This window comes from Telluria sp. AZSoR62, from assembly GCF_058111565.1.
The window spans coordinates 15,014-27,363 of sequence record NZ_JBYTST010000009.1 but is presented as its reverse complement, the minus strand read 5'-3'; the positions used below and the strand labels follow the sequence as shown (position 1 = coordinate 27,363).

Here is a 12,350-nt window from a genome sequence, read left to right as displayed (position 1 = left end):
CTCTTCGCCTTTTTAGTACTGCACTTCGTGTGCAAGCTTATCCTGCATTTTCTCACAGGCACAGAATGTCTTCATTCGGGTTTTCGGTATTGTTCGTTGTTTTCTTTGCGCTGACCCTCGGCCTGCGCTTCTGGCTGGCCAACCGCCATATCCGCCACGTGCTGCGCCACCGCGCCGCCGTTCCGGCCGAGTTTGCGCCAAAGGTGCCGCTCGCGGCGCACCAGAAGGCGGCCGACTACACGGTCGCCAAGACCCGCCTCGGCCTGGTCTCGCTCCTGTGGGGCGGCCTGGTGCTGGTCGGCTTCACGCTGCTGGGCGGCTTGCAGGCCTTGTCGAACGCACTCCTGAACGTGACCGGACCGGGGCTGTACCACCAGCTGGCGCTGGTCGCGGCCTTTGCCGTGCTCTCCGCCCTGCTCGACCTGCCGCTGGACTGGTACCGCCAGTTCGTGCAGGAAGAACGCTTCGGCTTCAACAAGATGACGCCCGCCTTGTGGCTGGGCGACCTGGTCAAGGGCGCGCTGATGGGCGCCGTGATCGGCCTGCCGCTGCTGTGGGTGATCCTGGCGCTGATGGAAAAGAGCGGGGAACTGTGGTGGCTGTGGACCTGGTGCGTGTGGAGCGGCTTCCAGCTCCTGATGATGGTGCTCTACCCGACCGTGATCGCGCCGATGTTCAACAAGTTCACGCCTTTGCAGGACGCCAGCCTGCAGGCGCGTATCGAGGGCCTGATGGCGCGCGTGGGCTTTGCCTCGAAAGGCCTGTTCGTGATGGACGGCAGCAAGCGCAGCGCCCACGGCAACGCCTACTTCTCCGGCTTCGGCAGCAATAAACGCATCGTCTTCTTCGACACCCTGCTCTCGCGCCTGGACCCGCACGAGATCGAGGCGGTGCTGGCGCATGAACTGGGCCACTTCAAGCTGCGCCACATCGTCAAGCGCATCGTCGTGATCTTCGCGCTGTCGCTGGCCTTCCTCGCGCTGCTGGGCTACCTGAAGACGCAGGCCTGGTTCTATACGGGCCTGGGCGTGACGCCCCTGATGAACGCCTCGAACGACGGCATGGCCCTGATCCTGTTCATGCTGGTGCTGCCGGTGTTTACCTTCGTGCTCTCGCCACTCAATTCCATCACCTCGCGCAAGCATGAATTCGAGGCCGATGCCTTTGCGGCCAAGCACACCGACCAGGCCCACCTGGTGTCGGCCCTGGTCAAGATGTACGAAGACAATGCCTCGACCCTGACGCCGGATCCGCTGCACTCGGCCTTCTACGATTCCCACCCGCCGGCTTCCGTGCGGGTCAAGCACCTCACCATGGCGGCCGCATGAAACTCCTCGAACGCCACTGCACCCACGGCGCCCCCGCGCTCGACCCGGACGCGATCCGCGCCCTGCTGGCCCAGGTACCGGGCTGGCAAGAGCATGACGGGCGCATCGAACGCGCCTTCGACTTCGCCGACTACCGCGCCACCATCGCGTTCGTGAACGCGATCGCGGCCATGGCCGAAACCGAAAACCACCACCCGGACATGCTCGTCGCCTACCGCCGCTGCACCCTGGTCTACACCACCCATTCGGCCGGCAACGCGCTCAGCGCCAACGACTTCATCTGCGCGGCCAAGGCCGGCTCGCTGTACGAGCAAGGACGCGCTGCATGAGCGGAACGACCGACAGCTTGAGCGGCACCATCATCGCCGCGCACGGCCGCCACTACCTGGCCGACGCCGGTGGCGAAAAACTCCAGTGCGTCACGCGCGGCAAGAAGACCAATGTGGCCGTGGGCGACATCGTCCACCTCAAGAAGACCTCCGAGAACCAGGCCGTGATCGAGCGCATCGCCGACCGCACCACCCTGCTCTACCGCTCGGACCAATACAAATCCAAGCTGCTGGCGGCGAACATCTCGCGCCTGTTCATCGTGGTGGCCACCGAACCCGGTTTCGCCGACGACCTGGTCTCGCGCTCGCTGGTGGCGGCCGAAGCGGCCGGCATCGAGGCCCACATCATCCTCAACAAGATCGACGTCGAAGCGCCGCTGGCGCGCGCGCGCGAACGCGCCGGCCTGTATGGCTCGCTCGGCTATCCGGTGCATGAGCTGTCGGCCACCGCCCAGCCCGAACACGCGGTCGCAACGCTCATGCCGCTCTTGGCAGGCCAGTCGTCGATCTTCATCGGCCAGTCGGGCATGGGCAAGTCTTCCCTGATCAACCTCCTGGTGCCGGACGCCGACATCGCCGTGCGCGAGATCTCGGAAGCGCTCGATACCGGCAAGCACACCACCACCTTCACGCGCCTGTACTGGCTGCCCGGTGGGGACGGGAAAAGCGCGATCATCGATTCGCCCGGCTTCCAGGAATTCGGCCTGTACCACCTGAGCGAAGGCATGCTGGAACGCGCCTTCGTCGAGTTCAAGCCCTACCTGGGCGGCTGCAAGTACTACAACTGCCGCCACCTGCAGGAGCCGCAGTGCGCGGTGCTGGACGCCGTGGCCGCCGGGAAGATCGCGAAGATGCGCCACACCTTGTACGGGCAGCTGCTGCACGAGTCGGCGCAGACGCTGTATTGACCGGATCAATACTGCTGTTCAGAAGTATTGACATGATGAATATGCCTTTATGCTGCTTTCCCTAGCGTAAAGCAAAACCCCTTATAATCGTGGGGATAACAAGTTAAGCAAAGACGCTATGCCAGTCGCACAAGTAAAGCACTTCCTGCAATTCTCCGATTTCACGCGCGACGAATTCGAGTACGTGATCGAGCGCGCGAAAGTCATCAAGCGCAAGTTCAAGGCCTATGAGGTCTACCACCCGCTGGTGGACCGCACCCTGGTGATGGTGTTCGAGAAGAGCTCGACCCGCACCCGCCTGTCGTTCGAAGCGGGTATGCACCAACTGGGCGGCGCCGCGATCTACCTGAACACGCGCGACAGCCAGCTGGGACGCGGCGAGCCGGTGGAAGACGCGGGCCAGGTCATGTCCCGCATGTGCGACATCATCATGGTGCGCACCTTCGGCCAGGAGATCATCGAGCGCTTCGCCGCGCATTCGCGCGTCCCGGTGATCAACGGCCTGACCAACGAACACCATCCCTGCCAGGTGCTGGCCGACATCTTCACCTTCTACGAGCACCGCGGCCCGATCGCCGGCAAGACGGTGGCCTGGATCGGCGACGCCAACAACATGCTGTACTCGTGGCTGCAGGCGGCCGAGGTGTTCGGCTTCCACCTGAACGTCTCGACCCCGAAGGGCTACGAGATCGACCCGGCGCTGGTCTCGACCGAGCGCTATACGCTGTTCGAGAATCCATCGGACGCCTGTACAGGTGCGCACCTGGTCAGCACCGACGTCTGGACCAGCATGGGCTTTGAGGAGGAAAACGCCTCGCGCCTCAAGGCTTTCGACGGCTTCATCGTCGACAGCGCCAAGATGGCGCGCGCCACCCCCGACGCGATCTTCATGCACTGCCTGCCGGCACACCGCGGCGAAGAAGTCTCGGCCGAGGTCATCGACGGCCCGCAGTCGGTCGTCTGGGACGAGGCGGAAAACCGCCTGCACGTGCAGAAGGCGCTGATCGAATACCTGCTCCTCGGACGCATCGAGGACAAGTAAAGCAGTAACCGTGTTTCACCAACCCATTGTTTGATCGTTGGCGCGCCGTTCCCTTCGGGAGCGGCGGCAAGCGCCAGCTGACCATCTGAACCCCACCTCCCTCCACACTGGAACCATCCATGAGCGACATTAAAAAAGTAGTCCTCGCCTACTCCGGCGGCCTCGATACCTCGGTCATCCTGAAATGGCTGCAAGACCACTACAACTGCGAGATCGTCACCTTCACCGCCGACCTCGGCCAGGGCGAAGAACTCGAGCCGGCACGCGCCAAGGCCATCAAGTTCGGCATCAAGCCGGAGAACATCTACATCGACGACGTGCGCGAGGAATTCGTGCGCGACTTCGTGTTCCCGATGTTCCGCGCCAACACCGTCTACGAGGGCGAATACCTGCTGGGCACCTCGATCGCGCGTCCGCTGATCGCCAAGCGCCTGATCGAGATCGCCAACGAAACCGGCGCCGACGCCATCTCGCACGGCGCCACCGGCAAGGGCAACGACCAGGTCCGCTTCGAGCTCGGCGCCTACGCGCTCAAACCCGACGTCAAGATCATCGCCCCATGGCGCGAATGGGACCTGCTCTCGCGCGAGAAGCTGCTGAAATACGCGGAAGACGCCGGCATCGCCGTGGACATGAAGCACAAGAACGGCGGCGCGCCGTATTCGATGGATGCGAACCTGCTGCATATTTCGTTCGAAGGCCGCCACCTCGAGAACCCGAGCGCGGAAGCCGAGGAATCGATGTGGCGCTGGTCGGTGTCGCCGGAAGCGGCGCCCGACGAAGCCGAATACCTCGACCTCGAATACGAGCGCGGCGACATCGTGGCCCTGAACGGCGTGCGCATGAGCCCTGCGACCGTGCTGACGGAGCTGAACCGCCTGGGCGGCAAGCACGGCATCGGCCGCCTGGACCTGGTGGAAAACCGCTATGTGGGCATGAAGTCGCGCGGCTGCTACGAAACCCCGGGCGGCACCATCATGCTCAAGGGCCACCGCGCGATCGAGTCGATCACCCTGGACCGCGAAGTGGCGCACCTGAAGGACGACCTGATGCCGCGCTATGCGTCCCTGATCTATAACGGCTACTGGTGGGCCCCGGAACGCGTCGCGCTGCAGACCCTGATCGACCATACCCAAGCCACCGTCAACGGCTGGGTGCGCGTCAAGCTCTACAAGGGCAACGTGATCGTGGTCTCGCGCGACTCGAAGACCGATTCGCTGTTCGACATGAACATCGCGACGTTTGACGAAGACGGTGGCGCGTACAACCAGGCCGATGCGGGTGGGTTCATCAAGCTCAACGCGCTGCGCATGCGCATTGCGGCGAAGGCCAGGGCCAAGCGCGGGCAGTAAGCGCGTCTTGCTCCGAAAAAGCCGCCCGCGGGCGGCTTTTTTCATGGGCATGCGACACCCAAGGCCGCGCGTGGTCCCTGCCTACACAATAGCTGTCGAGAATATTTACACCCGGCCTGACCCCAACATTCTCCCCACGGCCAAGTCCTTGATTATTTGAAACAATTTCTTAGTGGCACACTTGTTGCTTACATGACAGAGAAGTATCTCAAAGGGAATTCAGCAAACGGGCCGCGCCGGGACAATGCTCCAGCATCGACCACAGTGCGGAACCCAGACAGAAGATATTCGTATTCAGTCGAGCAGGCGCGGTCCCGGGAACGATACCAGGCCAGGACGCGCCGCTTCACTGAATTGTCCTCCAACTCAGGGAATGGAAAAAATGAAAAAGCTTATCTTGAACGCCATGATGCTCTGCGCAGTCGCCTTCGCCGGCAGCGCCAACGCAGGCGTGGTCCACAATGTGCAAAACGGCAAACTGGTCGGCGCAAGCGGTATCACGATCGCGGGCGAATCCTACAGCGTCACCTTCGGCGATTCCTGCGCCTCGATGTACGATGGCTGCAAGAGCTCGCTGTTCGACTTCAAGACCCAGAACGAGGCCGTCGCCGCCCTCAATGCCCTGTTTGCCCAGGTTTTCGTCGACAACGTCATGATCAACGGTGTCCGTTACAACTTCGACAGCAAGCCGGAACTGGTCAAGAGCTGCGACTGGGCAGGATTCTGCGAGACCTGGGTACCATACCTGGATCTTGGCAACAACCAGGTCCAGTCGGCTTGGCACGTCAACGTGTCGGGTGGCGACTACGTCGGAGACAATCAATGGACTGGTCCTTACACTTACGGTAATGGTGAAGACTATATGGCCTTCACTAATTTCGAGAAGATGTCGGCTGCCGTCCCGGAGCCGGCTTCGCTGGCCCTGCTCGGCCTCGGCCTGATGGGCATGCGCTTGTCGCGGAAAAAGAAGACGGCCTGATCCGGCGTTCTTCGTCCCATCGTAAAGACCCGGCGCATGCCGGGTTTTTTCATTGCGTGGTCGTCAGCCGCGCAAGTCGTCCACCGGCTCCAGACCGAAGCGCTTGCCCAGCAGGTAGTCCACCAGCGCCACCGCGCAATCTGCCGGCGCCACCAGCACCCCGCTCCGCTTCATCTCCACGAAACGCTCCCGCATTGGAAAGCGTTCATCGGGCGTGGCCCGGATCTCGGCCTGCATGTCGGTATCGATCACCCCCGGCGCCAGGCTGCACGCCAGCACGCGCGGGTCCGCGTCCAGCGCCACTGCGCGCGCATGCTGGTCGAGCGCGGCCTTGGTGGCGCAATAGACGCTCCAGCCGGGGTAGGCGCTGCGCGCCGCGCCGCTCGACACATGCAGGATGCGGCGCTCGGCCCCTGGCGCGGCCTGCACGAAGGCGCTGGACAAGGCCAGCGGCGCGCCCACGTTGACGATGGCTGCGCGCAGTGCCGCCACCGGGTCCTGCTCGGCCAAGGGCCCGACCGGGCTGACCACGCCCGCATTGTTCACCAGCAGTGCGGTATCGCAGCCGCCCAGGAAACTGCGCAGCGTGTGGCCTTCCAGCCAGTTGGCCAGGGCCGCGGCGTCGCCCAGGTCCACGACCGCCTGCTCCATGCCTTCGCTTGACCCCGCATGCCCGCGCGCCACGCCCAGCACGGGAATGCCGCGCGCCATCAGCTCGGCCGCCACCGCGGCGCCCAGGCCGCGGGTGTGGCCCGTCACGACTGCCTTGATCATGTCGCCCTCCTTAGATGAATACCGGTTCCGGCTCCAGTTCCACGCCGTAGCGCGCCTTCACGTCCGCCTGGATCGCGCGCGCCAGGCGCACCACGTCCTCCCCCAGCGCCCCGCCCAGGTTGACCAGCACCAGCGCCTGTTTCGGATACACGCCCGCCGCGCCCAGCGCGCGGCCCTTCCAGCCGCACTGGTCGATGAGCCAGCCGGCGGCCAGCTTTTCGCTCCCGTCCGGTTGAAGGTGGTGCACCAGCGCAGGATACTGCTCCAGCAGCTGCGCACACTGTTCGCTGGAGACCACCGGGTTCTTGAAGAAGCTGCCGGCGTTGCCGATTTCCGCAGGGTCGGGCAGCTTGCGGCGCCGGATCGCTTCCACCGTCTGTCCGATGTCCTGCGGCGTGGGCGAGACCAGGCCTGCCGCCTCCACCGCATTGGCCAGTTCGGCGTAGCGCAGGTTCGGGGTCCAGTCGACGGGCAGCGCAAAGGTCACGTCCAGCACGACCAGTTCGCGCCCTTCCGGATGCTTGAAGATGCTGTCGCGGTAGCCGAAGCGGCAGGCCGCCGCGTCCAGCGTGCGCGTCTGGCCGCTGGCCATGTCGTAGGCCGTGAGCGAATGAAACGTGTCTTTGGTTTCAGTGCCGTAGGCGCCCACGTTCTGGATCGGCGCGGCGCCCACGGTGCCCGGGATCAGCGACAGGTTTTCCAGGCCACCGAAGCCCTGGGCCAGCGTCCACTGGACAAAAGCATGCCAGTTCTCGCCGGCCTGGGCACGTACCAGCAGCTTGCCGTCCTGCTCGCCCAGCACTTGCTTGCCCAGGCCCGTCATGTGCAGCACGATGCCGTCGAAGTCGCGCGTGAACAGCATGTTGCTGCCGCCGCCGAGCACGAGGCGCGGCAGCGCGGCCAGCACCGGGGCGGCGCGCACGGCGTCCAGGTCGGCGGCGCCGGTGACCGCCAGGTAATGCCGGGCCCGGGCCGGAATGCGGAAGGTGTTGAGGGCAGCGAGCGGAAAATCGTCGAGGAGGGGCAGGTGTGCGTGCATGGCGTTCCGGGGTTTTTGGCCATTATAGAGGGAACTCGGGGGCAAGCCGCAGCGTGGGCCGGGCGCACCTGTTGCCCACAGGGCAAATTGTGGTCGCGTGCGGGCGTGGTTGTCCGTTAAAATAGAGGGATTCATCTATTAGCAACATCAGAAAAAGGAACCCGCCATGCCATCGTTTGATGTCGTCTGCGAAGCAGACATGGTCGAAGTGAAGAATGCCGTTGAACAATCGAACAAGGAAATCACCACCCGCTTCGACTTCAAGGGCAGCTCGGCCAACGTTGAGCAGAAGGACAAGGAACTGACCCTGTTCGCCGATTCCGACTTCCAGCTCAGCCAGGTCAAGGACGTCCTCATCAACAAGATGGCCAAGCGCAAGGTCGACGTGCGCTTCCTCGACGAAGGCAAGGTCGAGAAGATCGGCGGCGACAAGGTCAAGCAGGTCATCAAGGTGCGCAACGGCATCGAGACCGAGGACGCCAAGAAGATCACCAAGCTGGTCAAGGAAAGCAAGATGAAGGTGCAGGCCAGCATCCAGGGCGAATCGGTGCGCATCACCGGCGCCAAGCGCGACGACCTGCAGGCCGCCATGGCCATGCTGCGCAAGGATGTCGAAGACCTGCCGCTGGCCTTCAACAACTTCCGCGACTGATTTGCCGGGGCCTGCCGGCCTTGCCGCGCAGCCAATGCTGCGCAAGCCATGTCCCGCCTTGGGGTAGAATGACGACCGTGTACGCGCACGGCCGTTGATGCATTTGTACGCGTAGGGAACTACGGTAGTCTAAGGATTGCAATGAAACGTGTTGATGATTTCCGCCTGCGAATGGGCAACAAGGAATATGTGCCCATCATGATCGGCGGGATGGGCGTGGACATCTCGACCTCGGAGCTGGCGCTGGAAGCGGCTCGCCTGGGCGGCATCGGCCACATTTCCGACGCCATGGTGCAGGACGTGTCCGACCGCAAGTTCGACACCACCTTCGTCAAGGAAAAGACCAAGCTCTACAAGTTCAACATCAACAACATGAACAAGGCGGTGGTGCAGTTCGACCTCGACCGCCTGGCCGAAGCGACCCGCCTGCACGTGGGCGCGACCATGCAGGCCAAGCAAGGCAGCGGCCTGATCTTCGTGAACTGCATGGAAAAGCTGACCATGAACGCGCCCAAGGAAACCCTGCGCACCCGCCTGTCGTCGGCGCTGGACGCCGGCATCGACGGCATCACCATGTCGGCCGGCCTGCACCTGGGCTCCTTCGAACTCATCAAGGACCACCCGCGCTTCCGCGACGCCAAGCTGGGCATCATCGTGTCCTCGGTGCGCGCGCTGCAGCTGTTCCTGCGCAAGGTCTCGCGCCTTGACCGCCTGCCCGACTACATCATCGTCGAAGGCCCGCTGGCCGGCGGCCACCTCGGCTTCGGCATCGACGACTGGAAGCAGTACGACCTGCACACCATCATGGACGAGATCCATGTCTACATGCGCGCCGAGCAGCTCGACATCCCGGTGATCGCCGCAGGCGGCATCTTCACCGGTTCGGATGCGGCCGGCTTCATGGAAAAAGGCGCGGCCGGCGTGCAGGTGGCGACCCGCTTCACGGTCACCCACGAATGCGGCATGCCGGACCATGTAAAGCAGGAATACTTCCGCGCCAGCGAAGAAGACATCATCGTCAACGGCGTCTCGCCGACCGGCTATCCCATGCGTATGCTGAAAAGCACGCCGGCGATCGGTTCCGGCATCCGCCCGGGCTGCGAATCCTATGGCTACCTGCTGGACGCCACCGGCAACTGCGCCTACATCAACTCGTACAACCGCGAAGTGCAGGCCAGCCCGGACGGCAAGAACATCTCGGTGCTGGATAAAACCTGCCTGTGCACGCACATGCGCAACTTCAATTGCTGGACCTGCGGCCACACGACCTACCGCCTGAAGGACACCACGCATCGCCTGGCGGACGGCAGCTACCAGATCCTGTCGGCCCAGCACGTGTTCGAGGACTACCAGTACAGCGTCGACAACCAGGTGGCCCTGCCGCCGAAACAGGAAATCGCCGCCGCCTGAGGGTAGCGGCCCGCGCGCCCGGCGCTGCGGGCTTTTCCACCGCTCTATATCCAAGAAGCCAAGGCCTGCCTTGGCTTCCTTCTTTGCGCCACCCCGGTGCGAAGGCGTGTAAGCTGGGCTCCCAGCGAGCGCTTTTCACGAAGGGTGCCGGCATGTCCATCGATCCATCTGCCCAGGTCACTTTCCTGACCGACGACGAAGGCAAGGTCACCACGTGGAATCCCGCATGCGCGCGCCTGTTCGGCTGGACGCTGGAGGGTGCGGCCGGCCGCGAGCTCACAGGACTCCTCTCGGGCGAGGCGAACTGGCCGGCGCTGGCCGCCGCCGGCGGCGCGCGACTCAAGATGCGCTTCTCCGGCGGCCGCGAAGGTCCCGCTACCCTGAGCCTGTCGCGCCAGTACGACGCCGCGGGCGCGCCGCGCGGTTGGAGCGCCGGCATCGTCATCCATCCGTCCGAATCCGCGCGCGAATCCGACCGCGTCGGAAGCACGCCGCTGTCCGAGGTAGTCGACCTGCTGCCCGGCACCTTCTACGCGATCAACCGCGAAGGCCGCTTCGTGCTCTGGAACCACAACCTCGAACGCATGACCGAGATGACTCCGGACGAACTGGCCGCGGCCCAGGTGCTCGACATGTTCGAGCCGCGCGAACGCGAGGCTGCCATGGAGAACCTGCGCAAGGTCTTCGACGAAGGCGCCGAAGTGTCGATGGAGATGAACTACGTCGCCCGCAGCGGCCGCGAAACCCCGATCATGGTGGGCGGCGCGCTGGTCGCCTGCAATGGCGACAAGTACCTGTTCGGGATGGGCGTGAACATCGCCAAGCGGCGCGAAAAGGAACGCCGGCTGCTGCTGAGCGAACGCGCCCTGCACGCGGCCAGCAACGGCATCGTCATCACCCGCTGCTTCGGGCGCGACAACGTCATCGAATACGTCAACCCGGCCTTCGAGCGCATCGCCGGCTATCCGGCGGCCGAAGCCATCGGGCGCGACCCGCGCTTCATGGCCGCGCGCGAGTTCGACGCCCACGAGCGCAGCCAGGTCCGCATCGCCCTGGCCGAGCGGCGCCCGGTCAGCGTGGTGTTCCGCAACCTGCGCAAGAACGGCGAGCTGTTCTGGAACGACCTGAATATCACGCCGGTGCGCGACGAGTACGGCGAAGTCACCCATTTCATCGGCATCCTGCAGGATGTCACCGCCACCAAGCAGCGTGCCGACCACCTCGAGCACGAGATCAACCACGACGCCCTCACCGGCCTGGCCAACCGCACCCTGCTCTGGGACCGGCTCGACCATGCGGTGCACCTGGCCCAGCGCCACAAGGCCATGGCGGCGGTCGTCCTGATCGACCTGAACAACTTCAAGACCATCAACGACACCTTCGGCCACGAGGCCGGCGATGTCGTGCTCATGGTGGTGGCGCGGCGCCTGCAGTCGGCGGTGCGCGAGAGCGATACGGTGGCGCGCATGTCGGGCGACGAGTTCGTGCTGGTGCTGGTGGACCAGCCTTCGCTGCGCTTCACGCTGCGCATGGTGGAGCGCCTGCGGCGTTCGATGACGATGCCGGTGGCGTTCGGGGGCAACGAGATTCCCGTGGGCGCCAGCCTGGGCGTGGCGATCCATCCGCACGACGGACTGTCGCCGGCCGAACTGGTGCGCTCGGCCGACATGGCCATGTACCACGCCAAGGGCAATGGCGGGGGCGTGCATTTCTTCTCGCCCGAGATGCGCTCGGCCAACGAGAAGCGCGCCGCGCTGGCCAACGGCATCCGCGCCGCGCTCGACCACGACGAGCTGTTCCTGCTGTTCCAGCCGCGCATGGATGCCAGGAGCGGCAAGGTGCGCGGCTTCGAGGCCCTGCTGCGCTGGCGCCATCCCAAGAACGGGGTGATGCTGCCGGCTACTTTCCTGGCCGAGGCCGAGGAATCCGGCCAGATGGTCGAGATTGGGCAGTGGGTGCTGGACCAGGCCTGCGCCTTCCAGCAGCAGCTGCGCCAGCTCGGCTACACCGGCCTGCCGGTGTCGGTCAACGTTTCGCACCGCGAGTACAGCCAGCACGGCTTCGTCGCCGGCATCGCCGAGCGCATGCAGCGCCACAGCCTGCCGCCCGGCAGCCTGGAAATCGAGATCCCCGAGGCCGACCTGATCCGTAATCCAGGCCTTGGGTGCGACCTGTCGGCCCAGCTGCGCGAAACCGGGGTGGCGCTGTCGCTCGACGAGTTCGGCAAGGGTATCTCCGACCTCTCCTTCCTGCAGCAGCTGTCGGTGCGCCAGGTCAAGCTGTCGAAAGCGGCCGTGCACGACATCGCCGGCGAGGGCCGCGGCAGCATGCTGGCCAAGACCCTGATCGACATCGGCCACAACCTCGACCTGTCGGTGGTCGGCGAGGCGGTGGAGACCGAGGCGCAGATGGCCTTTCTTACTTCGCATGGCTGCGACCAGCTGCAGGGGCAGTGGTTCAGCGAGCCTCTCGCGGCGGATGCGGCCTGCCAGATGCTGGGGCAGCGGTATCACGCATAGGGCGGGGTTAGAGAGGAT

At 64.5% G+C, this 12,350-nt stretch carries 11 protein-coding genes; 9 read left to right on the top strand and 2 right to left on the bottom strand.

The annotated features are described in order from the left end of the window. Positions 1-65: 65 nt before the first annotated feature. From AC3XQU_RS14830 to AC3XQU_RS14805, 6 genes are all read left to right on the top strand, one after another. Positions 66-1,328 (top strand): M48 family metallopeptidase, encoded by a 1,263-nt coding sequence (locus tag AC3XQU_RS14830; RefSeq protein WP_489874934.1) that lies wholly within the window; start codon positions 66-68, stop codon positions 1,326-1,328. After that, entirely contained in the window at positions 1,325-1,657 is a 333-nt protein-coding gene (locus tag AC3XQU_RS14825; protein WP_489874933.1) for a 4a-hydroxytetrahydrobiopterin dehydratase, read from the top strand. Before AC3XQU_RS14830 ends, AC3XQU_RS14825 begins: the two co-directional genes overlap by 4 nt. Further along, positions 1,654-2,565 (top strand): ribosome small subunit-dependent GTPase A, encoded by a 912-nt coding sequence (gene rsgA, locus AC3XQU_RS14820; protein ID WP_489874932.1) that lies wholly within the window; start codon positions 1,654-1,656, stop codon positions 2,563-2,565. Before AC3XQU_RS14825 ends, rsgA begins: the two co-directional genes overlap by 4 nt. Before the next feature lie 118 nt (positions 2,566-2,683). Further along, positions 2,684-3,607 carry an ornithine carbamoyltransferase gene (gene argF, locus AC3XQU_RS14815; protein ID WP_489874931.1) on the top strand — a complete coding sequence of 308 codons (924 nt, stop codon included), beginning with the start codon at positions 2,684-2,686 and terminating at the stop codon, positions 3,605-3,607. Between the two features lie 119 nt (positions 3,608-3,726). Continuing rightward, positions 3,727-4,959, top strand: a complete 1,233-nt coding sequence (locus AC3XQU_RS14810; RefSeq protein ID WP_489874930.1) for an argininosuccinate synthase — start codon at positions 3,727-3,729, stop codon at positions 4,957-4,959. 382 nt (positions 4,960-5,341) lie between these two features. Continuing rightward, positions 5,342-5,938 carry a PEP-CTERM sorting domain-containing protein gene (locus AC3XQU_RS14805; protein ID WP_489874929.1) on the top strand — a complete coding sequence of 199 codons (597 nt, stop codon included), beginning with the start codon at positions 5,342-5,344 and terminating at the stop codon, positions 5,936-5,938. 63 nt (positions 5,939-6,001) lie between these two features. Here AC3XQU_RS14805 and AC3XQU_RS14800 read toward each other — a convergent pair whose 3' ends face one another. After that, the gene (locus tag AC3XQU_RS14800) at positions 6,002-6,712 is read right to left on the bottom strand and encodes an SDR family oxidoreductase (protein ID WP_489874928.1); all 711 of its coding nucleotides are present in this window, start codon (positions 6,710-6,712) and stop codon (positions 6,002-6,004) included. Between the two features lie 10 nt (positions 6,713-6,722). Then, positions 6,723-7,751, bottom strand: a complete 1,029-nt coding sequence (gene murB, locus AC3XQU_RS14795) for a UDP-N-acetylmuramate dehydrogenase (RefSeq protein WP_489874927.1) — start codon at positions 7,749-7,751, stop codon at positions 6,723-6,725. Between the two features lie 166 nt (positions 7,752-7,917). Between murB and AC3XQU_RS14790 the strand changes: the two genes are divergently transcribed. The 3 genes from AC3XQU_RS14790 to AC3XQU_RS14780 all read left to right on the top strand — a co-directional run bounded on the left by AC3XQU_RS14790 (position 7,918) and on the right by AC3XQU_RS14780 (position 12,332). Continuing rightward, entirely contained in the window at positions 7,918-8,403 is a 486-nt protein-coding gene (locus AC3XQU_RS14790) for a YajQ family cyclic di-GMP-binding protein (protein ID WP_489874926.1), read from the top strand. 141 nt (positions 8,404-8,544) lie between these two features. Continuing rightward, on the top strand, positions 8,545-9,813 hold the full coding sequence (locus AC3XQU_RS14785; RefSeq protein WP_489874925.1) for a nitronate monooxygenase: 1,269 nt from the start codon (positions 8,545-8,547) through the stop codon (positions 9,811-9,813). A gap of 152 nt (positions 9,814-9,965) precedes the next feature. Then, positions 9,966-12,332: an EAL domain-containing protein gene (locus AC3XQU_RS14780; protein ID WP_489874924.1), complete on the top strand. Its 2,367-nt coding sequence runs from the start codon at positions 9,966-9,968 to the stop codon at positions 12,330-12,332. The last annotated feature ends 18 nt before the right edge of the window (positions 12,333-12,350 follow it).

Bases quoted from the DNA above. Each gene is read 5' to 3' on its own strand.
- murB (WP_489874927.1), bottom strand. From the start codon at position 7,751: ATGCACGCACACCTGCCCCTCCTCGACGATTTTCCGCTCGCTGCCCTC.
- AC3XQU_RS14805 (WP_489874929.1), top strand. From the start codon at position 5,342: ATGAAAAAGCTTATCTTGAACGCCATGATGCTCTGCGCAGTCGCCTTC.
- AC3XQU_RS14825 (WP_489874933.1), top strand. From the start codon at position 1,325: ATGAAACTCCTCGAACGCCACTGCACCCACGGCGCCCCCGCGCTCGAC.
- AC3XQU_RS14800 (WP_489874928.1), bottom strand. From the start codon at position 6,712: ATGATCAAGGCAGTCGTGACGGGCCACACCCGCGGCCTGGGCGCCGCG.
- argF (WP_489874931.1), top strand. From the start codon at position 2,684: ATGCCAGTCGCACAAGTAAAGCACTTCCTGCAATTCTCCGATTTCACG.
- AC3XQU_RS14810 (WP_489874930.1), top strand. From the start codon at position 3,727: ATGAGCGACATTAAAAAAGTAGTCCTCGCCTACTCCGGCGGCCTCGAT.
- AC3XQU_RS14790 (WP_489874926.1), top strand. From the start codon at position 7,918: ATGCCATCGTTTGATGTCGTCTGCGAAGCAGACATGGTCGAAGTGAAG.
- rsgA (WP_489874932.1), top strand. From the start codon at position 1,654: ATGAGCGGAACGACCGACAGCTTGAGCGGCACCATCATCGCCGCGCAC.
- AC3XQU_RS14785 (WP_489874925.1), top strand. From the start codon at position 8,545: ATGAAACGTGTTGATGATTTCCGCCTGCGAATGGGCAACAAGGAATAT.
- AC3XQU_RS14830 (WP_489874934.1), top strand. From the start codon at position 66: ATGTCTTCATTCGGGTTTTCGGTATTGTTCGTTGTTTTCTTTGCGCTG.
- AC3XQU_RS14780 (WP_489874924.1), top strand. From the start codon at position 9,966: ATGTCCATCGATCCATCTGCCCAGGTCACTTTCCTGACCGACGACGAA.